Below are 21719 nucleotides of genomic sequence, written 5' to 3' on the forward strand. Positions count from 1 at the left end.
TTCTTGCCGGTGTCCACCTGAACAAGAATGAGTAAAACGGCTCTGGTGTTATCGGGCCGGTGGGTCGACAGAAAGGGGGCACCGTGCGCAACGAATCTTTCCCGATCAGGGCCGCCATGCGCAGCAGCGTGACGTTCCCTCCAGGCATTGGCGATGCACGTCGGCGCAACGGCGGTTTCACGCTGCTCGAACTGCTCGTGGTCATGGTCATCATCGGCTTGCTCGCGGGGCTGGTCGCGCCGCGCTATTTCGAACAGGTTGGCAAGTCGAACACCAAGATCGCGCGGGCCCAGATCGACTCGTTGAGCAAGGCGCTCGATCAATACAGGCTCGACATGGGCGTCTATCCGACGACCGAGGAAGGCCTTCAGGCTCTGATGACCAAACCTCAGGACGCAACGAACTGGAGTGGCCCGTATCTGCAGAAAGCGGTGCCGCCGGATCCGTGGGGTCGCCCCTACCATTACCGCTCGCCCGGCGAGCATGGCGACTACGACCTGTACTCGCTTGGTAAGGACGGCAAGGCGGGCGGCACCGGTGAGAACACGAACGTCACGTCCTGGTAGTGCGGCTCTCAGCGAGGAGAATCGACGTGAAGTACCTGCTGCGCGGCTTCGATACCAGCGGTTCAGTGCAGACGCTTCGCGTCGACTGCGATTCGTCCGCAGCCGCAATAGCGCTCGCGCGCGCAAGGGGATTGCGCGTGGTGTCGGTACGCGCGCAAGCGCGAGGTCAGCGCCGGTCTGGCTGGAGCGCAATGCCGGGCGCGAAATTCAACGTCGAGCTGTTCGCGCGCGAACTCGCGGCATTGCTCGATGCCGGCGTCGGCGTGATCGACGCATTGCGCACGCTACGCGGCAATGAGCGCCGCGAGGCGTCGGCGGAGATCTATGGCGATCTGCTGCGGCAGCTCGAAGAAGGGCACTCGCTGTCCGCGGCGCTCGAGCATGCTAGCCGCGTGTTTCCCCCTATCCTCGTGGCGTGCGTGAAAGCCAGTGAACAGACCGGCGGTCTTGCCGACAGTCTGACGCGCTATTCACGCAACAGTGCGCTGCTTCACGAACTGCGCGGCCGCGTGGTGTCGGCCGCGATCTATCCATCCGTGCTACTGCTCGTAGGCGCGGCCGTCGTGCTGTTTCTGCTGGGTTTCGTCGTGCCGCGCTTTGCGACCCTGCTCGAGCATAGCGGACGCGAGCTGCCGCTGCTCTCACAGTTGCTGATGGCCTGGGGCGGCATGGTGCATGCCCACGGAATGGCCATCACTGTGGGCCTCGCCGTGGTGGCGGTGACGGTCGGCGTCGCGCTGCGCCGGGTCGCGGCGCGCAACTGGATCGCGGATCGCCTGCTCGCATTGCCGGGGATTGGTCTGCACTTCCGCGTGTTTCGCCAGTCGCAGTTTTTTCGCACTACAGCGATGCTGGTCGAAGGCGGCATTCCCGCCACGCGTGCCTTCACACTCGCCAGTGGACTTGTGAGCCGGGCCGATCAGACGGCCGTGGAAAGTGCCATGCAGCAGGTACGCAATGGCGCGAGGATCTCCGACGCGTTCCAGCAAGCGGGTCTCGCCAACGCGATTACCTATCGCTTGCTGACCGTCGCTGAGAAGACCGGTGGCCTGGGTCCTGTTCTCGACAGAATCGCCGCATTCCAGGAAGCGCAAGTGTCGCGCACGATCGATCTGATTTCACGACTGATCGAGCCGGCGATGATGATTTTCATCGGCGTGGTGATCGGAGGGATTGTCGTGTTGATGTACATGCCGATCTTTGAAATTGCGTCGAGCATCCAGTAGGCCGTGTCGAGGGGAAACGCATGGATACGATCAGCGAGGCACCGCAATCTCAGGGCGTTGAATTGCGTGACGCGCTGCGCGCGCTCAGCGACACGCACGGCTCGGGCATTCGCGCACTGGAAGAGTTGATGGTGCAGGCGTCGCTAAGCGCCGACGAAATGGTGGTTCGGCTCGCCGGGCAGTTCCGCATGAAGTCGATCGGCATGCAGGAATTGAACCGGCTGGAAGCGGATTTCGAGGTACTGCCGTTCGTCGAAGCCACCACCCGGCTGTGCGTGTGCTTTCGCGAGCCGGATCAGAACGGCGCGCTGCTGTTCGTGATCGCCGATCCGCTCGACGCCCGCACGCGCGGCGTGATGGAGCACCGGATGCGTGCGCGGCCCACTTCGCGGTACAGCTGGGCGCTGGCGAGCGTCGGTGACCTCACCGCGTGGCTCGCCATGCGCGAAAAAGACGTGCGCGCGATGGATTCGCTCGCCCTCGACGATGAGGTGCAGCACACCGCCGATCCCGCTTCGCTCGCGCTGACGTTGCAGGGCATCAGCAGCGACGACAGCGCCGTGGTGCGTCTGCTCAACTCCACCATCTACGACGCGTTGAAGATGATGGCGAGCGACATCCATCTGGAATGCCGTGCAAACGGGCTGAAGATCAAGTGCCGGGTGGATGGCGTGCTGACCGTGGTCGGCCGTGCCGAGGGACGCGATGTCGCGGACCAGGTGCTGTCGCGCGTGAAGGTCATCTCCGAACTCGACATCGCGGAGCGCCGCGTGCCACAGGACGGTCGCTTCAAGGCGGTGTACGCGGGCCGCGAAATCGACTTTCGCGTGTCGATCATGCCGAACCAGTTCGGCGAAGATGCGGTCCTGCGCATTCTCGACCGTTATCAGCTTTCGCAGGCGCCGGGCGGATTGACACTCGAAACACTGGGATTTCGTAGCGACGACACGCGCTTCATGCGCTCGGTGGCGTCCATGCCCTACGGAATGCTGCTGGTGACGGGGCCGACGGGCAGCGGCAAAACGACGACGTTGTACGCGATTCTCACCGAGATCAACGACGGCCTGGAAAAGATCGTCACGATCGAGGACCCAGTCGAATATCAACTGGGGGACATCCTGCAGATACCGGTGAATGAAGCGAAGGGACTGACGTTCGCCCGCGGATTGCGATCGATCCTGCGGCACGATCCGGACAAGATCATGGTCGGTGAAATCCGCGATCCTGAAACCGCGCAAATCGCCGTGCAGGCGGCGTTGACCGGACACCAGGTGTTCACGACGGTGCACGCGAACAACGTGTTCGACGTGATAGGCCGCTTCACGAACATGGACGTCGATCCGTACAGCTTCGTGTCGGCCCTGAATGGCGTGATTGCGCAGCGGTTGTTGCGCCAGTGCTGTGCCGACTGCGTGGTGGACGACACGGTCGATCGAGACACATTGGCCCGTTCCGGCATCGATCCGGACAACGTGGGCAGCTACCGCTTTCGCCACGGCGCTGGCTGCGCGGCTTGCCGTGGCAGCGGCTACCGCGGGCGGCGCGCGGTCGCGGAAACGCTGCGCATGAACGACGAGTTGCGGCAATTGTTATCGGAGCGCGCGCCACTTGGGCACATCAAGGCGGCCGCACTGCGCTATGGGATGCAGACCATGCGCACGGCCGCGCTCTCGCTCGTGAAGCAGGGCGAAACCACACTCGAGGAGATCAACCGTGTCACCATGGTTGAATAGTCCGCTCGCCATCGGCGTCGGTACACGCGAACTGGTCATGGCGGCGACGGCGCCGCGCTGGAGGGTTGCGCGCCGTCATGCCGCAGCGCTTGCGGAACCCACGAGCGTTGCCATTCCCGATGAGCAGTGCTTCACCGAAAGAGGCGTACTCGACGCGTTGAACATTGCATTAGCCGCGGACGCCGGGCAGACGGCGCGCACGGTATTGGTCAAACGCCGGGCGCACATCATGCTGGACGATTTCTGGGCGAGCCACGCCATCTTGCGCGGCGACTTCCGCACACTGAGCGCAAGCGAAACCAACCAGATCGTGCTCGCTCACTTCTCTGATCTGTATGGCATCGAGGCCGAGTCCGTGCAGGTGCGCTTTTCGGTGCAGCGCGGGGGCCACGCGGTCTTCGCGAGTGCCATCGCTTGCACGCTGCACGACGGCATCCACGATGCGGGGATGGCGGCGGGCGTCGACGTCCGGTCTCTCAAGCTATGTCTGCCAGAATTGCTCAATCGCGTGCAGGACGCCGCCGGCGCCGGCGCCGGCACGGCGCTGCTGTTGTTCGTCGCGGACACGCTGATGCAGGCTGTGCTGTTCGAGGAAAACCGTTGGGTCGCCTATGACTCGCAGCGTATTTTTCCCGGCGACGCTAGCGACGCCGAGCGGATCGCCGCACGCGCCGAACAGTCGTTCGAGCGTCTCGCCGGACGAACGAGCGGGAAACGCGAAGAATGCAGAATATGTCTGTGCGGCGCCGAATTGGATCCTGCGCCATTCGAGGGGCGCTTTTGCGCGACGCAGAGCGTCGCGCAACCGGCGATGGACAAGCCGGTCGCGTATCGTTTGATGGAGGCCGCGCGATGATGCCCCGCCTTCACATCGATTTTGGCCGCCGCCGCTTGCAGGGCGCTCCCGCGGGGATGGTGCTGCTGTGTGTCGCCAGCCTGTTGTTGCTGGTGAGTGGTGAACGGCTCTGGCACGCCTACGACGAAAGCGACCGCGTGCAAGCGCAACAGGACGCGCAGCGGCACCGGCTGTTTGCGGAATCGCACTCCGCGAAGACGCCGCCAACGCCTGCCACGCGGCTCGCGGAAAACCAGAGCCTCGCGGTGTTGCGCGAGTTGACCGTGCCGTGGCAGGACCTGCTGTCGATCGTCGAGGACTATCCGGACCACGACGTCGCGCTGATAGGCATCGATCAGAGTCCTGCGCAAAGCCAGATCCGTATCACCGCGGAAGCGAAGAACTTCGACGCAATGATCGCGTACCTCCGGTATCTGCAGGGCAGTGTGCTGCTGCGCGAAGCCGTGCTCAACGATCACGTTATCGAAACCAATGTGCCTGGCACGCCGGTGCGCTTTCAGATTACCGCCGTCTGGAGAAAGTCATGAACGGCGCTCAGATGGAGGACAGGTTGCTCACGTGGCGTTTCGAGCTGCGGCGCACGCTCGGACTGCCGGGCTTGCTCGGCGCATTGCTGCTGGGGGCGGCGGCGGTGGTCGCCGTAGCGGCTATGCGAGTCGACGCAAACGTCGATTCGCACGAGCTGCGCGACTCCGAGCGTCTTGCGCACCCCGCCAGGGCGCGTCATGCCGACGCCGAGCGTGCGGCGGTTGTCGACGCGGTTTCACTTCATGCGTTACCCGAACTGTTCCCGGGTTTCGCGCAGAGCGCCGACGATATTGCGACGATCCTCGCCCAGGCGCACGACAGCAACCTGACGCTCGGCTCGGCCGAGTATCTCGTGACCAACGATTCAAGCGCGCATTTTGTGCGCTATCAGATGCTGCTGCCGGTCAAGGATCAGTATGGTGCGATCCGGCGTTTTCTGGCGTCGGTGCTCAATAACGTACCGAACGCGGCGTTGCGCGAGATCCATGTCGAACGCCCCGCGGTAGATGGCAACGTACTGGATGCGCGGGTGCGCTTTGAACTCGTCTATCGGGCAGCGCAGCCATGAAGCCCGATCTCGTCGGCCGCGTGTTGCTGATGGTCTGCGCGATCGCTGCGGTAGGGATGTCTTTGCGTGAGCTGAAAGCCGTGCTGTGCACGCCGACGGTCGTGACTGCGATGACAGGCGCGCTTCGCAGCGGGGCTGCGCTGCGGATGGTTGCCTTGCATCGCGACGGGGCGGCGCGTGCGGCCGGTGCGGTGCCGGCTGCTGCGCCGGCCGTGGCAAGTGCACCGAATGTCGCGAGTGTGGCGAGCCCAGTGAAAGCAGCGAATCCGGCAAGCATGACGAATGCGACAAACGCCGCGAGTTCAGCAATTTCAGCAAGTTCGCCGACTCCTGTCAAAACGACCGGGTCAGCGAAATCAGCAGCGACAGCGCGCGACAAACTCCGCGCGCTGCGTACGCCACTCTCGCTTGAATCCGCGAACAATCCGTTCGCCGCGTCGTCGTGGCTGCCGCCACCGCCGCCCGTGGTCGTGGCCCCCGCGCCACCGGAGCCCGTTGCGCCGCCCACCGCGCCGCCCGTGCCGTTTACCTATCTCGGCGAACTCGACGCCAAAGCGGCAAAACCCCAGGTTTTTCTCAGCAACGGCGATCGCCTGCTGATCGTTTCGCCGGGTGAAGTCATCGACGGGCAGTATCGCATCGAGTCGATTTCGGAGAGTGGCGTCGTGCTGACTTATCTGCCTCTCAATGAGAGACAGGTACTAACCACTCAAGCGAAGGACAATAAATGAAAACCGCACGCAACCGGGGTGAAAGCCGCCACGGTGACAGCGGCTCGTGGAAACATCTGTCCGCTGCCAGATCGCCTCGCGACCAGCGTCCCACCGTCAATTGGGCCGCGGGGCGGCTCGCGTTGCTGAGCATCGCAACCATGCTTGCCTTCAGCGGCTGCATTCATCCGCCGACCCGTGAGAGCGATCCGACCAACGCCGAGTTGCAGCTCAACTATCTGCGCGACCGCGATCATAAGGTCAATGCGCTGCTCGACGAAGCCGACCAGTTGCGTCAGAGCTATCAATTCGATCTGGCGATCCAGAAGCTCTACGCGGCCAGCCGGCTCGATCCGAACAGCGAACGAGGGCGCAATATCGGCGCAGCGATCGATCGGGATCGCCGCGATCTGGTCTCGCTGCAGGAGGCCGACCGGATGATGCAGCGAGGTTCATATACGTTGGCTTCCGAACGCATTCACCGCGTGCTGGCCCAGAATCCAACCAATGCGATGGCGCTGCAGATGGCGAAGGAGATCGACGAAAAACGGCAGCAGCAACGTGCGGCGAAAGATGAGGACATTGCGGCTTCGTCGATCATGCGCACACCGGTGACGCTGCAGTTCCGCGACGCGAATGTGCGGATGGTGTTTGAAGCGTTGTCGAGGACCTCGGGCTTGAACGTGATCTTCGATCGGGACGTGCGTGCCGATCTGAAGACCACGATCTTCGTGACCAACGCGTCGCTGCAGGACACGGTCAACATGATCCTGATGCAGAACCAGCTCGACAAGAAACAGCTCAACGCGAACACGCTTTTCATCTACCCGGCTACCGCCGCGAAGCAGCTCGAATACCAGGAGCTGAAAGTGCGCACATTCCAGTTGTCGAACGTCGAAGCCAAGCAGGTCCAGTCGCTATTGAAAAGCCTGTTGAAGATCAAGGAGGTCGTCGTCGACGAGCGCGCCAATACCGTCACGATCCGGGGCACGCCGGATACGATTCGCGTCGCCGAGGAAATGATCGCGGCGCAGGATCTGCCGGAGCCCGAGGTGATGCTGGAAGTGAAGGTTCTGGAGGTGTCCCACGACCGGCTGACCGACCTCGGTATCGAGTGGCCTAACACATTTACGATGTCGACGCCGTCTACCGTGGACACGTGGGGCGCGTTGCGTCATTTGCCGCTCAATGCATATAACGTCAGCGGTCTGTCGGCCACAGCGAACTTCAAGCTCAGCGACGTCGATGCCAACCTGCTGGCGAGTCCGCGCATCCGCGCGCGCAACAAGGAAAAGGCGCGGATTCTGATTGGCGACAAGGTACCGGTGATTTCGAGTTCGAGCACGCCGAGCACGAGCGGGCCGTCTTACGCACAGACCATTCAGTACCTCGATGTCGGCATCAAGCTCGAGGTCGAGCCACAGGTCTACCGTGACGGCGACGTGGGCATGAAGCTGAACCTCGAAGTCAGCAACATCACCAAGACGATTTCCAGCAGTAACTCGTCAACGGGGCTCACTTCGCTCGCCTATCAGATCGGCACGCGCAGTGCGTCGACGAGTCTGCGGGTGCGCGATGGCGAGAGCCAGATCCTCGGCGGCCTGATTCAGGATGAGGACCGCGTGACCGCCGACAAAGTGCCGGGGCTCGGACAGTTGCCCGTGCTCGGGCGCCTGTTCTCGAATCACAACGGCGACCACTTGAAGACGGAAATCGTGCTGCAGATTACGCCGCATATCGTGCGTCCGCAGCAATCCGCCGACGCCGATACGCAAGAGCTGTGGTCGGGGACCGACGTGAATGTGCATGCGGAGCAGTTGCGGCTCGATCCGGTGGGCGCCGAGGCGGCTCAACAGGTGCCGGTCCCCGCGGTGCGTGCGCCCGGCAGTGTCGGAGGCGGCACGACAGGGGCGTCACGCGATTCCCAAGCCGCTGCGCAGGGTTCCGGCACGGTGCCGCCGACCAGTTCGTTCGGCCAACTGCCGCCGGCGCCGCGCACCACGCCTCCGCCCGCGCCCTACGGTGGCCGTTTCTCGACACTGCCGAGCGTGCCAGCGGCGCCGCCGGGCCCTGTGGCGGTTCCGGGAGCGGAGCAGAGCGGGGCTGAGAGCGCTGCGGCCCCAGACGCGAATGCGGCACAGCCAGGCACTCAGGCTCAGGCCCCCGCGGCCGCTCCTGCACCCGCTCAAGCGCCGGCTCCGCCGCCCGCCTTTCCGCCGGGGAACGTCGTGATGCCGCCAGGGGATATGCCGAGCGACAACCCGCTGCGTCCGATTCAGAACGGTGGTTACTGAGCCATGAAAGCGCAGGCGGACGCATTGGCTTCGCGTGGCCGGTCGGGCGCTCGCCAGCGCGGTTTCACGCTGATCGAGCTGGTGATTACGCTGGCGCTTGTCGGCATCCTGGCGCTCGCGATCATGCCGTTCTCGGAACTGATCGTGCAGCGTCAGAAGGAGCAGCAACTGAGCGCGGCGCTGCGTGAGATTCGCACCGCACTGGACGCTTACAAGGAAGCGAGCGACACCGGCCTGATCGAGCGGGAGGCGGATGCATCCGGCTATCCGCCCTCGCTGACCGTGATGGTGACGGGCGTGAAGAATGCGAAAGATCCCAAAGGCGGCTTGCTGATGTTTCTTCGCCGCGTGCCCCGCGATCCGTTCTTTACCGGGGACGCGGATATTGCGGCCGAGGACACGTGGAACGTGCGCGCCTTCGGCGAGGCACCGAATCCAGGTGAGGGCGGTGACGCGGACAACGGCTCCGCCGGCAATTCGCGCGCCGGTAAGGACGTGTTCGACGTGACATCGAAATCCGATCGGGTCGGCATCAACGGCATTCCATACAAACAGTGGTGAGCCGCATCATGACAACCGTGCGCGCGCGTAAAGCCACAGGCTTCACATTGATCGAACTGGTGGTCGTCATGGCGATCATCGGTCTGTTGCTGACGGTTGCATTGCCCCGTTACATGCACAGTATCGAGCGCGGCAAGGAGCAGGTGCGTCAACAGAACCTGGCAGTGATGCGGGACGCCATCGACAAATACTATGGCGACAACGGCCAATACCCGGACACGCTCGACGATCTGGTGACAAGGCACTATCTGCGCGCAATTCCGGTGGACCCCATCAACGGTGACGATAAATGGGCGGCGGTGGCATCGCCTGACGAGAGCAAGACGGGTGTCTACGACGTCATGCCGGCGAGCAGTCCGCAGGGGATGCCGAAAGATCGGGCGGGAGCGGCGCAATGAGCGATGTGAGCCCGCGGGCAATCCGACGTCACCCTGTCACTCGCGAAAATGGAATGGTTCTGCTGGCGCTCCTGATTGCGCTGATGCTGATGTCGATCGCATTGATGGGCGCGCTCGACGTGTGGTCGCTTGAGCGGCAGCGCGAACGGGAGCGGCAACTGCTGTTCGTAGGCAATCAGTACCGGCTCGCGATTCTTCGCTACTACCGCGCTGGAAGGGCGCTGCCGGCGTCGATCGACGAACTGCTCGACGACTCGCGTTTTCCGGCGCCGCTGCATCATTTGCGCCGCGCCTATCCGGATCCGGTGACGGGTAAGAACGATTGGGTTTTGATGCAACAGGGCGCGCGTATATACGGCGTGTATAGCAGTTCCACCGACTTGCCGATCAAACACGCTGGTTTTCCGCTTCTCTATCAGGACTTCGAAAATCAGAAGACCTATGGCGGCTGGCAGTTCTTCTATTTGCCGCCGGTCGTGCGTAACTACACGAACACGAACACGAACACGCTGAGCGCGCCGTCGAAGCCGCCAACCTCCTTCGATCCTCTGAACGGCTCGTTGCCCACTTTCAATGGGCGCAGCATGGGCGGCTTGCGCTGAACAGACAGTGGCCCAGTTGCAGCGGAAGATGGAAATCATCATACAGACGATTGCTCCCGTCCATCGTTCACGATGTAGATATCGGTGTCACGGACATGCGCTGCAAACAATGTCCGACGCCTGCGTTACAACGGCAACCATCGCCAGTTTTAATGCGCCGGCCCTAGGCGCAACGCGCCAAGTTTTTCGTAGCATTACCTGAATTCGCCTATAACAAGGACAGAACAGGTGGTAAACATGCCACGACCGGCTCTCGAATTCCCTATTGGATATCCGCAAAGCACCGTCAGCTCCTCGGACACAAGTCCCGAGGAGGCTCCATGCGTCAGTTCGAGCCACCTGTCACGACAGTTCGACCAGCCGGGAGACACGACATGAAGATGATTGGTTTGCTGGGACTGTTGGCGAGTGCCGCTGTGCAGGCTCAGGTCACCCTGCCGTTGCCGCCGGCATTCCCGACCACCCTGCCGTTGCCGCCAGGATACCCAACGCTGCTTGGGGTCTCGTGTGGCGGCGTGAATGTGACCAGCTATGTCACGGGATTCGACGAGAACGGGTATATCCGTGGCGAGGTGTACGCGTGGACCCGCTGCGGCAGTTCGGGGCGCGGCGGCGGCTATCACAGCCAGACCTATCAGTCCTGGCACACCATCCTGTGGGACCTGCGCCAGAACTACAAACTGCAGCCTTATGACAACCTGGTTCCGGACCCTGCATTCACGGCAACCGATGCGTCCGGCAATAGCATCCGAAACACATGTTCCGTTACAACCGACGGGCAGCCGGCCTGCGTCGCCAGTGCCTATATCTATTATGTTCCGCCCACTATGACGCCGATTTCGGACACCGTGACCGCCAACCCCGTGTGTGGGCAATAGCCGCCGCTAGACACTGTTGTTAATCAAGGGCATACGCGTGAAGAAACGGGACTGTGCCAAAAGCGGGGGCTGGATTGGGGTCTGCGAATATGACTGAAGGTAGTGTTAATAGCGCCCAATGAACTCCGACTCTTCTTAAGTGCCTTCCGTTCTCCAATTGCGAATCAGACTGTGCGGCGCCAGGCCGCCGGTCTCGCAGCGACTGCATCAGCTCAAGTCGTTCTACGGCATCCGCAACGTGGAGGATGTCGCGACGTGTCTGAACGGATACGACCAGACCGCCTACCCGGAAGGCACTGAGTGGCGTTTCACGCGCCTCTATTTTTTTCGATCACCCGAAGCACCACGTCGACGAGCGATTGCTCGGCTGAGTTTCGAGGTAAAGCAGAGACCCAAAGGCAGACAGGCGGCAGAGATCTGAAACGGCGATGCAAAGCAAATCACTTTTGCTTGTTTTTCGAGCCGTTCAAAGCGCCTTAGTATCCATGACTCTTACAATAAAACAGGTTAACTATGAGCTTGCGAAACAGGTGGTACGGATACGCTTTCGGGGTATTGATCAGTTCGACGACGATGTGCGCCGGCATGCTTGCCGCGCAGGCCGAGCCCAACCACGGTGGCACGCTGACATGGCTCGTCACCCCGGAGCCGGCGTCGATCGTCCCCTTGACGACCACTGCCGGCGGCAACGCGGAGATCGGTCCCAAGGTGGTTGAGGGGCTGCTGACCTACGATAAGAATCTGAATCCGCAACCGCTGCTGGCGACCGCATGGTCGGTCGGTAAAGACGGGCTCGAGTATCGCTTCACGCTTCGCCGGGGTGTGAAGTGGCACGACGGTAAGCCCTTCACGTCCGCCGACGTTGCGTTCTCGATTCTCACGCTCAAGCAGGTGCATCCGCGGGGCCGAAGCACGTTCGCGAACGTGACCGACGTAAAGACCCCGGACCCCTACACCGCGGTGATTGAATTGTCGAAGCCGGCGCCGTTCCTGCTGACCGCGCTAGCGGGCACCGAATCGCCGATCATCCCGAAACATCTGTACGAAGGCACGGACATCGTTTCGAGCCCATACAACAGCGCTCCGGTCGGCACGGGCCCGTTCATCTACAAGTCGTTCGTGCATGGCAGCTATATTCTTCTCGAACGCAATCCGGACTACTGGGATAAACCGAAGCCGTACATCGACAAGATCCTCGTGCGCTTCCTGCCCGATGCTGCCGCTCGTGCGGCGGCGCTCGAATCCGGCGCGGCCAACCTCGGGGACCAGGCGATTCCGCTGTCGGATGTGAAGCGCTTCGCGACGCTGCCGAACTTCACCGTGGATACGACCAACTGGCCGTACGTCAGCAACCACCAGCAGCTGATCTTCAATCTGGACACGCCGGTTCTTAAGGACAGGGCGGTACGCAAGGCCATTTCGCAAGCGGTCGACGTCAATGCATTGAACCGGGTCGTCTGGTATGGCTATGGCCAGGTGTCCGCGGCCGCAATCGGCGCGGCGAATACGAAGTACCACGACGCCGATATTCACTACTTCCCCTACGATGTGGCCCAGGCCAATGCGGCGCTCGACGCCGCTGGATTGAAACGTGGACCGGACGGCAAGCGCTTCAAACTGCGCCTGCTCTTCAACCCGTTCCAGGACCCGCGTGCCGCCGATTTCGTGCGGCAATCGCTCGCGCGAATCGGCATTGACGGCGAGGTCGAAAGCTACGATTTCGCGACCTACGTGAAGAAGGCCTACACCGATCGTGCCTTCGACATCACGCTCGAAGCACTGTCGAATGCATTCGACCCGACGGTTGGCGTGCAGCGGGTGTTCTGGTCGAAGAACTTCAAGGTCGGGCTGCCGTTCTCGAATGCCGCGCATTACTCCAGTCCGGAAGTCGATCGACTTCTGGAAGCAGCATCGGTGGAAACGGACGATGCAAAGCGCCGGCAGCTATTCATACAGTTCCAGCAACTCGTTCATGACGACATCCCATCGATCGAGTTCGGTGCAAATCCCAATATCACGATCGTTGCGAAGAAAGTGAAGGACTACGCGCCGACGGGTGAGGGGATTCGTGGCAGTTTCGCCGATCTGTATATTCAGCCGTAAAGCGGTTCGCTAGCGGCTATGGGACGCAAGCGCCGCTCGCTTCGCGCCTCGCGAAGCGCCAATGCGGCCTCCCGACCTTCGTCCTAACGTCACCCGACGACACTCGGGTGACATCTCTTTGGCAGCCGCCCGCGATACGACAAGCGGGCGCGACGGCTTTGCGCATTCTCCCTGGGCACCCGCGCTATCGCAATCGCTCACATCGCAAGCATTTCTGATCTTTGAAGCGCGCCGCGTTCGCAGCACGGCTCGCCTGTTGCTTTAGCGTGCCTTGGGCCGTTCGGACAAACGCGGCCGTCGCTATGTCTGCGGTTGCGCACCGTGCTCGCGCAAATTCTCGCAATGTGCGCCGCACATCGAGGTCGCGGCATTTTCATTGCAGACACGCGAATAACGTAAGCGCAAATCGGTTGTTATCCGCGCCGATGCGCGTCCCTATACTGGCACGCTGTCCTGTCGATGAAATCCGACGCCCGGCGCACGTATGCCGGTCTGCCTGTCCAGTATGAGGAACGACGAATGGCTGAATCCGATCAACATACCACCGCTGCGCACGAGCGCCTAAGAACCGCGCTGGCGTCGCTACCCGCGCTCGCGCATGCCCTGGCGCAAGACGCCGCGTCACGGGAAGCGCGCCGCGAATTGCCGTTCGACGGTTTCGCATTGTTCCGCCGCTCCGGTCTCGCACGCCTGCGCCTGCCGCTCGAATGGGGCGGACTCGGAGGTTCGCTCGAAGACGAGTTCGAGCTCATCGCGACGCTTGCGGCCGCGGACAGCAATCTCGCGCACGCGCTACGCATCCACTTCGACCAGGTCGAAGCATTACTGCTGTCGCCACGCACGCCGTTCAACGAGATCCAGATTCAGCGCATCGCCGATGGCGCGATTTTCGGCGGCGCCTCGACTGAGCTGGGCACCTCGCGCCCCGGCGAAATCACGACCCAGTTGCGCCGCGACGGTGCGCACTACCGCCTAAGCGGCCGCAAGTACTACGCGACCGGCACGGCGTTCTCCGACTTCGCGCGCCTGAACCTGCAGGACGAGAACGGCGACCCGGTGCTCGCCATCGTGCCGGTGAAGCGCGAAGGCTTGCGTGTGCTAGACGACTGGGACGGCATGGGGCAACGCATGACGGCAAGCGGCAGCCTCGAATTCGACAACCTGCTGGTTCGCGACGACGAAGTGACGCCGCGCGTGCAGACGACGCTTGTTGGGCGTCATGGCGGAGCGCTGCGGCAACTGCATCTGGTGGCGGTGGCGGCAGGCATCGTGCGCAACGTCGTCGCCGATGCGAAGCACTACGTGTTGCGGCATGGCCGCCCCGCGTTGCACAGCCCCGCGCCTTCCGCGCGCGAGGATGCCTTCATCCAGCAGGTAATCGGCGATCTGGGCGCGCACAGCCATACGATCGATGCGCTCGTGCGCGATAACGCACGCGTGCTCGACCGCTCGGCGCGGGCAATCCGCGAGGGCGCCGCCGATGCGCCCGAGCTCGTGCTGGAGGGCGCACTCGCGACTGCACGCACTCAGCTGGTGGTCAGCAAGCTCGCGCTTTACGCGGCGGAGCGCATGTTCGAGGCGGGCGGCGCGTCGGCGACGTCGCGCGCGCACAACTACGACCGGCACTGGCGCAATCTGCGCACGATTTTCAACCACAACCCGCTGTTGCATAAGGCTCGCGTGATCGGCGATTACGAGCTGAACGGCGTGACGACGCATCTGACGGAAGGACGTGTGTTCTAGCCAACGCCGAGTGGGGCATATCAATCCGCGATTCTCCTGGTGGCGAGATAGCGCCGCCAGCCTGCCAAGCAGTCTGGTTGCACATTTTTTGAGGAAACCTGCGCAATGAGCCGAGACCTTCTGATCCTGCTGGAACCGGGATTCACCGACCCGCATCATCCCGGCGAACGCTTTATCTGTCCGCATGGCGCGCCGATCGAAGGGCTGCTTGCGAGCGACCCCGCGCGCGTAGGACGGCTCGACGTGCTGCGCGTGCCATTCGAGCGGCCTCGCAAGGCCGTGATCGAAGCGCTCGATGAAGCGCATCAGGGGCTGCCCGCGCTCGTGTTCGGCGACGAACAGCCCGCGCCCGCCGATGCGGACTCGCTCGGGGAGCGGCGCTTCGTCACCGACCCGCGCCGCATCCTCGACCTGCTTGCCGAGCGGCACGGTTTTCCGAAAGTCCACTGATCCAACGCGAGGTCATCGCCGATGAGTCGTCTTCCGGCACGCGCCGCGCGGCGCCGCCTGCATCTGAACGTCAACATTCTGCACTCGGGTTTCGTGCCCTCGGCATGGCGGCTTGACGAGGCCGAGCCACGCGCGTTCGTCGATGCGGATCACTACGTGCGCGTCGCGCGGATCGCCGAGGCGGGCAAGCTCGACGCGGTATTCCTCGCCGACAATGCAGCGATCGTCGACCAGATCGACTTCCGCCCCATCACCGCGCTTGAACCGACGGTGCTGCTCGCCAGCATCGCGGCGGCGACGACGCACATCGGCGTGATCGGCACTGCGTCGACCAGCTACAACGAGCCGTACAACATCGCCCGGCGCTTTGCGACGCTCGATCACGTCAGCAACGGCCGCGCCGGCTGGAACGTCGTGACCACCGCCGACCTGCCATCGGCGCGCAATTTCGGCCGCGACGCGGTACCAAACCATGCGCAACGCTACGAGCGGGCCGCCGAATTCACAGAGGTGGTCAAGGCGCTATGGGATAGCTGGGAGGACGACGCGTTCGTCGGCGACAAAGCCGGCGGCCGTTTCGTCGACGTTGCAAAAGTGCATGCGATCGCGCATCGCGGCCGCTACTTCGACGTACAAGGGCCGCTGAACCTGCCGCGCTCCCCGCAAGGGCATCCTGTGGTGGTGCAGGCGGGGGCGTCGGCAGATGGCCGGGAGCTGGCAGCCCGTCATGCAGAAGCGGTCTTTTCCGCGTCGCAATCATTCGAGGAATCGGCGGCTTACCGGCGCGATCTGAACGAGCGGGCAGCCGCCTATGGCCGCCCGCCCGTCAAGGTGCTCGCCGGTCTGACGACGATCATCGGCGCGACTCACAGCGAAGCATTGCGCCGGCGCGATGAACTCGTCGAGCAGATTCCGTGGCGCTACAGCCTGAACCGCCTCGCGGGTACGCTAGGCATCGACGTAGAGCGTCTGACGCTCGACGCGCCGTTGCCCGACGATCTCGCGCTGCCCGGCGGCGGCAACGGAAACCACACGTTCTTTCACGCGACGCTCGCCGAGGCGCGCCGTCATGGCCACACCGTACGAGAGCTGATCCGTGCGCTGGCGGGCGGCACCGGTCACCGGGTGATCGTCGGCACGCCAGAGCAGATCGCGGACGACATCGAGCTCTGGTTCGACGGCGGCGCGGCCGACGGCTTCAACCTGATGCCCGATGCGCTGCCCGGCGGGTTACGAGATTTCGTCGATGGGGTCGTGCCGATCCTGCAGCAGCGCGGCATCTTTCGTAGCGAATACGAGGGCACGACGCTGCGCGAGCACCTCGGACTGGACCGTCCACCGAACCCGCAACGCTGGCGCGACAGCGCATAGGCTGCGCCACCGTACCGCCAGATCAACGACTCGCACAGATCATGAGCCAACGCAAAGGACATCTGCGCCTCGGCGCGTTTCTCTATCCGACCGGACATCACATCGCCGCGTGGCGTCATCCTGACGCGCGCGCGGATGCCGGCCGCGACCTTCGCCACTACGTGTAGCTTGCCCAGGCAGCGGAAGCCGCGAAGTTCGATCTGATTTTTCTCGCCGACGGCTCGGGCACGCGCGGCGACAATGTCGATTTCCTGAGTCGCACCGCGCATAGCTATGTGGCCCAGTTCGAGCCGATCACGCTGCTCTCGGCACTGGCCGGGTTGACCGAACGTATCGGCCTCGTCGGCACCGCTTCGACGACCTTCAACGAGCCGTATCACATCGCGCGCAAGTTTGCGTCGCTCGATCACATCAGCGCGGGGCGCGCAGGATGGAATCTGGTCACGTCGTCGAGCGCGCACGAGGCGAAGAACTTCGGCTTCGACGAACATCTCGCGCATGCGCGGCGCTACGAGCGCGCCGTCGAATTCGCGGAAGTGGTCGACGGACTGTGGGACAGCTGGGACGACGACGCGTTCGTGCGCGACAAGACAGCGGGACGCTACTTCGATCCCGCGAAACGCCATGTGCTCGATCATCGCGGCGAGTTCTTCAACGTGCGCGGACCGCTGAACGTCGAACGCTCGCCGCAGGGTCGGCCCGTCGTCGTGCAGGCCGGGTCGTCGGAAGCGGGCAAGGCGCTCGCGGCGCGCACCGCGGAAGTCATATTTACCGCGCAACAGACGCTCGAAGACGCGGTCGCGTTCTACGCGGACGTCAAGGGCCGCCTCGCGCAATACGGTCGCGAGCCCGACGACCTGAAGATCATGCCGGGCGTGATGCCAATCGTCGGCGAGACCGAGCGCGAGGCGCGCGAAAAGTTCGATGCGCTGCAGGCACTGATCGACCCCGCGGTCGGTCTTGCGCTGGTGTCCACGCTGAGCGGCGGCTTCGATCTGTCGGGCTATCCGCTCGACGGGCCGATCCCCGAACTACCCGAAACCAACGCGAGCAAGAGCCGCCAGTCGCTGACCCTCGAACTGGCGCGGCGCGAGAACCTGACGATCCGCGAGCTTTATCTGCGCGTGGCTGGCGCACGCGGGCACTGGCAACTGGTCGGCACGCCGCAGCAGATAGCTGATGCGCTCGAGGAACGTTTCGTCAACTACGGCGCAGACGGCTACAACGTGATGCCGGCGTTGCTTCCCAACAGTCTCGACGACTTCATCCGGCTCGTGCTGCCGGAATTGCGGCGCAGAGGCCTGTTTCGCCACGAATACGAAGGCCGCACGTTGCGCGAGCATCTCGGCTTGCGACAGCCGGTGTCGCGCTACCAGCGTGAAGCCGTGACGGATTGAATCAGGATCGGGGCAGGGCACACGAAGCGATTGCGGCCTGCCCCCTCAAAACAACGCGCCGCGCATCGACGGTCGCGATGCGCGGCGCGTTGCGCCGACGCCTCACGGCGTCAGCAGGCTCGAGCAGTTCGATTAGTAGTCGAAGCCGGGACCGCCGGCTCCAGGTCCCGCCGGCGACGCAGCCGGTGCCGCATCTTTCGGCGCTTCGTGCACGGTGGCGTCGGTCGTCAACAGCAGGCTCGCCACGGAGGCGGCATTCTGCAGGGCCGTACGCGTGACTTTCGTCGGATCGACCACGCCGGTTTCGACGAGGTCGCCGTATTCGCCCGTGGCGGCGTTGTAGCCGTAATTGCCGCTGCCTTCGGCCACCCTGGCGACGATCACGCTCGGTTCCTCGCCCGCATTGGCGACGATCTGACGCAACGGTTCTTCGAGCGCGCGACGCACGATGTTGATGCCGGCGTTCTGATCCGCGTTCGCGCCCTGAAGTGCGGCGATCGCCTGCTTCACTCGAATCAGCGCGACACCGCCGCCCGGCACGATGCCTTCTTCGACAGCGGCGCGTGTCGCGTGCAACGCATCATCGACGCGGTCTTTTTTCTCCTTCACCTCGATTTCCGTCGCGCCGCCCACCTTGATGACGGCGACGCCGCCCGCGAGCTTCGCCACGCGTTCCTGCAGCTTTTCACGGTCGTAATCCGAGGTTGCTTCCGCGATCTGCGCGCGAATCTGCTTGACGCGAGCTTCGATGCTGGCCTTCTCTCCGGCGCCGTCGATAACCGTGGTGTTTTCTTTGCCGACCTCGATGCGCGCGGCCTCGCCGAGTTCGGCGAGCGTCGCTTTCTCGAGCGTCAAACCGGTTTCCTCAGCGATGACCTGGCCGCCGGTGAGGATCGCGATGTCTTCGAGCAGCGCCTTGCGCCGATCGCCGAAGCCTGGCGCCTTCACCGCGACCGTCTTCAGAATGCCGCGAATATTGTTCACGACGAGCGTCGCGAGTGCTTCGCCTTCGACGTCTTCCGCGATGATCAGAAGCGGCCGGCCGGACTTTGCGACCTGTTCCAGTATCGGCAGCAGATCGCGAATGTTCGCGATCTTCTTGTCGTGCAGAAGCACGAATGGTTGTTCGAGTGCGGCGAGCTGCCGGTCCTGGTTGTTGATGAAGTAGGGCGACAGATACCCTCGGTCGAACTGCAGGCCTTCCACGACGTCGAGTTCGTCCGCGAGCGACTTGCCGTCTTCGACGGTGATCACGCCTTCCTTGCCGACCCGGTCGATCGCTTCGGCGATGCGCTGGCCGATCGATTCTTCACCGTTCGCCGAGATCGTCGCAACCTGGGCGATCTCCTTGCTGGTGGTCGTGGGCTTGCTGATCTTCTTCAGTTCGTCGACGGCCGCGGCGACGGCCTTGTCGATGCCGCGCTTCAGATCGAGAGGATTGAGGCCCGCCGCGACGTATTTCTGGCCTTCGCGCACGATCGCCTGTGCGAGCACGGTCGCGGTGGTCGTGCCGTCGCCCGCGGCGTCGCTGGTCTTGGACGCGACTTCCTTGACGAGCTGCGCGCCGATGTTTTGCACCTTGTCGGCCAGCTCGATTTCCTTCGCGACGGACACGCCGTCCTTCGTCACGACCGGGCTGCCGAAACTGCGTTCGAGCACGACGTTGCGGCCCTTCGGCCCGAGCGTCACTTTCACCGCATTTGCGAGCAGGTTGACGCCTTCAACCAGTTTGGAACGCGCGTTGTCGCTGAAAGCGACTTCTTTGGCTGCCATGTTTGCTTTCTCCTCAAATTTGAACGACTGCGACGATATCTTCCTCGCGCAGCACCAGCAGTTCGTCGCCGTCGACCTTTACCGCCTGGCCTGAGTACTTGCCGAACAGCACGCGATCGCCGACCTGCAGGTCCGGTTCGACACGCTTGCCATCGTCACCGCGGCGGCCGGGACCGACAGCGAGGATCTCGCCCTGGTCGGGCTTTTCCGCGGCGCTGTCGGGGATCACGATGCCAGACGCGGTGCGGGTCTCCTGACCGAGACGCTTGACGATCACTCGATCATGTAAAGGACGTAGGCTCATCTGTTATTTCCTTCCTGATAGGTAGCTGTTGACAATGCGCTCCACGGCGCCAGATTCAGGACGGTAAGTCGGCGCCAGCGCAAATCCAACCAATGTTTGCGCATATGAAAAGCACTCGAGGAAGGAAATCGATTCGTCCGTACGCAGCGCATCAGGCATAAAGCGCCTGCATACGGCGGACTTTGACCGTCGCTGCTGTCGGTCTGCAAATTGAAATCGAGTTGCCGCCAGGCAGCGTCAGCGCGGCCGCATTACACTGGCGCGACCTGTTCCCGATTGAGGTCGATTCATGTCACGTCAGCTTCGCCTCGGCGCCTTCATGCGCCCCACGACGATCCACACCGGTGCATGGCGCTATCCTGGCGCCTATCCTGATGCCAACTTCAATTTTGGGCATCTGAAGCGTTTTGCGCAGACGCTCGAGCGTGGCCGCTTCGATGCGTTCTTCATGGCCGACCACCTCGCGGTGCTCAACATGCCGCTCGACGCCCTCAGGCACAGCCACACGGTCACCTCGTTCGAGCCGCTCACGCTGCTGCCCGCGCTCGCGGCGGTCACCGAGCGGCTGGGTCTCGTCGCGACCGCGTCCACGACCTTCGACGCGCCGTACCACGTTGCAAGGCGGTTCGCCTCGCTCGACCATATCAGCGGTGGCCGCGCTGGATGGAATCTCGTGACGACATCGAATCCAGACGCGGCGCTCAATTTCGGCCTCGACGAGCACGTCGAACACGACGAGCGCTACCGGCGCGCGCGCGAGTTCTTCGACGTGGTCACAGGTCTGTGGGATAGCTGGGCCGACGACGCTTTTATCCGCGACACGGCGAGCGGAACATTCTTCGACCCGCAAAAGCTGCACGTGCTGAACTACAAAAGCGCGAACTTCTCGGTGCGCGGTCCGTTGAATATTGCCCGGCCGATTCAGGGCTGGCCCGTGATCGTGCAGGCGGGCTCATCGGAGGCGGGACGGCAGATTGCCGCGGAAACGGCCGAAGTCGTGTTCACCGCGCAAACCACGCTGGCCGACGGGAAGCGTTTCTACGCCGACGTAAAAAGCCGCATGGAGAAACTCGGCCGCTCGCGCGATCACATGAAGATTTTGCCGGCGGCTTTCGTCGTGGTGGGCGATACGCTCGAAGAGGCGCGCGAAACGCGTGAGCGGCTCGATACATTCGTCCACTACGAGAGCGGCATCGCTTCGTTGTCGATCGCGTTGGGGCATGATGTATCCGGTCTCGATCCGGACGGCCCGTTGCCGGAAATTCCCGAGACCAACGCAAGCCGTACCGCGCGGCAACGAGTCGTGGAATGGGCGCAGCGCGATGGATTGACAATCCGTCAGCTCGCGCAGCGCATCGGCGGATACTCCGGGCTGGAGATGATCGGCACCGCCCGGATGATCGCAGATCAGATGGAGCAGTGGTTGCTGGAAGAAGGCTCCGACGGATTCAACGTGATGTTCTCGCATCTTCCGGCCGGCCTCGACGACTTCGTCGACAAAGTCATTCCCGAGTTGCAGAAGCGGGGGCTGTTCCGGCGCGAGTACGAAGGCAAGACCCTGCGCGAGAATCTTGGGCTGCCACGACCTGCGAACCGGTTCTTTGCCTCATAAGGCGAATCGCGCGGGGCCGCATCGGCAGGCGGCCCGCGCGAATGTG

The 21719-nt window shown here is 63.1% G+C and carries 19 protein-coding genes and 1 pseudogene; 18 read left to right on the forward strand and 2 right to left on the reverse strand.

The window, feature by feature from the left end; all coding sequences use genetic code 11:
- Window positions 1-116 precede the first annotated feature (116 nt).
- From gspG to VSR82_RS25975, 17 genes and pseudogenes are all read left to right on the forward strand, one after another.
- A complete protein-coding gene (gspG, locus tag VSR82_RS25895; protein WP_429463696.1) occupies window positions 117-566 on the forward strand; it encodes a type II secretion system major pseudopilin GspG in 450 nt (149 codons plus the stop codon).
- A gap of 26 nt (window positions 567-592) precedes the next feature.
- The gene (locus VSR82_RS25900) at window positions 593-1792 is read left to right on the forward strand and encodes a type II secretion system F family protein (RefSeq protein ID WP_368581534.1); all 1200 of its coding nucleotides are present in this window, start codon (window positions 593-595) and stop codon (window positions 1790-1792) included.
- A gap of 20 nt (window positions 1793-1812) precedes the next feature.
- Window positions 1813-3525: a GspE/PulE family protein gene (locus tag VSR82_RS25905; protein WP_498858213.1), complete on the forward strand. Its 1713-nt coding sequence runs from the start codon at window positions 1813-1815 to the stop codon at window positions 3523-3525.
- Window positions 3506-4381, forward strand: a complete 876-nt coding sequence (locus VSR82_RS25910; protein WP_429463511.1) for a hypothetical protein — start codon at window positions 3506-3508, stop codon at window positions 4379-4381. Before VSR82_RS25905 ends, VSR82_RS25910 begins: the two co-directional genes overlap by 20 nt.
- The gene (locus VSR82_RS25915) at window positions 4378-4908 is read left to right on the forward strand and encodes a PilN domain-containing protein (RefSeq protein ID WP_429463513.1); all 531 of its coding nucleotides are present in this window, start codon (window positions 4378-4380) and stop codon (window positions 4906-4908) included. The genes VSR82_RS25910 and VSR82_RS25915 overlap by 4 nt, the downstream gene beginning before the upstream one ends.
- Window positions 4905-5477 carry a hypothetical protein gene (locus VSR82_RS25920; protein ID WP_429463515.1) on the forward strand — a complete coding sequence of 191 codons (573 nt, stop codon included), beginning with the start codon at window positions 4905-4907 and terminating at the stop codon, window positions 5475-5477. The genes VSR82_RS25915 and VSR82_RS25920 overlap by 4 nt, the downstream gene beginning before the upstream one ends.
- Entirely contained in the window at window positions 5474-6208 is a 735-nt protein-coding gene (locus VSR82_RS25925; RefSeq protein WP_429463517.1) for a hypothetical protein, read from the forward strand. Before VSR82_RS25920 ends, VSR82_RS25925 begins: the two co-directional genes overlap by 4 nt.
- On the forward strand, window positions 6205-8481 hold the full coding sequence (locus VSR82_RS25930) for a secretin GspD/PilQ domain-containing protein (protein WP_429463519.1): 2277 nt from the start codon (window positions 6205-6207) through the stop codon (window positions 8479-8481). Before VSR82_RS25925 ends, VSR82_RS25930 begins: the two co-directional genes overlap by 4 nt.
- A gap of 3 nt (window positions 8482-8484) precedes the next feature.
- Entirely contained in the window at window positions 8485-9042 is a 558-nt protein-coding gene (locus VSR82_RS25935) for a type II secretion system protein (protein ID WP_176108502.1), read from the forward strand.
- 8 nt (window positions 9043-9050) lie between these two features.
- Window positions 9051-9440 carry a type IV pilin protein gene (locus tag VSR82_RS25940; protein WP_429463698.1) on the forward strand — a complete coding sequence of 130 codons (390 nt, stop codon included), beginning with the start codon at window positions 9051-9053 and terminating at the stop codon, window positions 9438-9440.
- A 53-nt stretch (window positions 9441-9493) separates the two neighbouring features.
- Window positions 9494-10042, forward strand: a complete 549-nt coding sequence (locus tag VSR82_RS25945) for a type II secretion system protein (RefSeq protein WP_429463522.1) — start codon at window positions 9494-9496, stop codon at window positions 10040-10042.
- 374 nt (window positions 10043-10416) lie between these two features.
- Window positions 10417-10920: a hypothetical protein gene (locus VSR82_RS25950; RefSeq protein WP_368581543.1), complete on the forward strand. Its 504-nt coding sequence runs from the start codon at window positions 10417-10419 to the stop codon at window positions 10918-10920.
- A gap of 513 nt (window positions 10921-11433) precedes the next feature.
- Complete coding sequence (locus tag VSR82_RS25955) at window positions 11434-13023, forward strand: ABC transporter substrate-binding protein (protein WP_429463524.1); 1590 nt, start codon at window positions 11434-11436, stop codon at window positions 13021-13023.
- Between the two features lie 519 nt (window positions 13024-13542).
- Window positions 13543-14766, forward strand: a complete 1224-nt coding sequence (locus VSR82_RS25960; RefSeq protein ID WP_410848441.1) for an acyl-CoA dehydrogenase family protein — start codon at window positions 13543-13545, stop codon at window positions 14764-14766.
- Between the two features lie 105 nt (window positions 14767-14871).
- Window positions 14872-15216 carry a DUF3088 domain-containing protein gene (locus VSR82_RS25965; protein ID WP_018436380.1) on the forward strand — a complete coding sequence of 115 codons (345 nt, stop codon included), beginning with the start codon at window positions 14872-14874 and terminating at the stop codon, window positions 15214-15216.
- 21 nt (window positions 15217-15237) lie between these two features.
- The gene (locus tag VSR82_RS25970; RefSeq protein ID WP_429463530.1) at window positions 15238-16587 is read left to right on the forward strand and encodes an LLM class flavin-dependent oxidoreductase; all 1350 of its coding nucleotides are present in this window, start codon (window positions 15238-15240) and stop codon (window positions 16585-16587) included.
- Window positions 16588-16628: 41 nt separating this feature from the next.
- Window positions 16629-17984, forward strand: a pseudogene (locus tag VSR82_RS25975) (LLM class flavin-dependent oxidoreductase).
- A gap of 132 nt (window positions 17985-18116) precedes the next feature.
- Here the strand turns inward: VSR82_RS25975 and groL are convergent.
- Complete coding sequence (gene groL, locus VSR82_RS25980; protein ID WP_368581548.1) at window positions 18117-19757, reverse strand: chaperonin GroEL; 1641 nt, start codon at window positions 19755-19757, stop codon at window positions 18117-18119.
- A 13-nt stretch (window positions 19758-19770) separates the two neighbouring features.
- Window positions 19771-20061 carry a co-chaperone GroES gene (locus VSR82_RS25985; protein WP_368581549.1) on the reverse strand — a complete coding sequence of 97 codons (291 nt, stop codon included), beginning with the start codon at window positions 20059-20061 and terminating at the stop codon, window positions 19771-19773.
- A 289-nt stretch (window positions 20062-20350) separates the two neighbouring features.
- On the opposite strand from VSR82_RS25985, the gene VSR82_RS25990 reads away from it, so the two are divergent.
- Window positions 20351-21673 carry an LLM class flavin-dependent oxidoreductase gene (locus VSR82_RS25990; RefSeq protein WP_410848444.1) on the forward strand — a complete coding sequence of 441 codons (1323 nt, stop codon included), beginning with the start codon at window positions 20351-20353 and terminating at the stop codon, window positions 21671-21673.
- Window positions 21674-21719: the final 46 nt, after the last annotated feature.

This window comes from Burkholderia sp. JPY481 (assembly GCF_038900515.1).
Taxonomy (GTDB): domain Bacteria; phylum Pseudomonadota; class Gammaproteobacteria; order Burkholderiales; family Burkholderiaceae; genus Paraburkholderia; species Paraburkholderia youngii.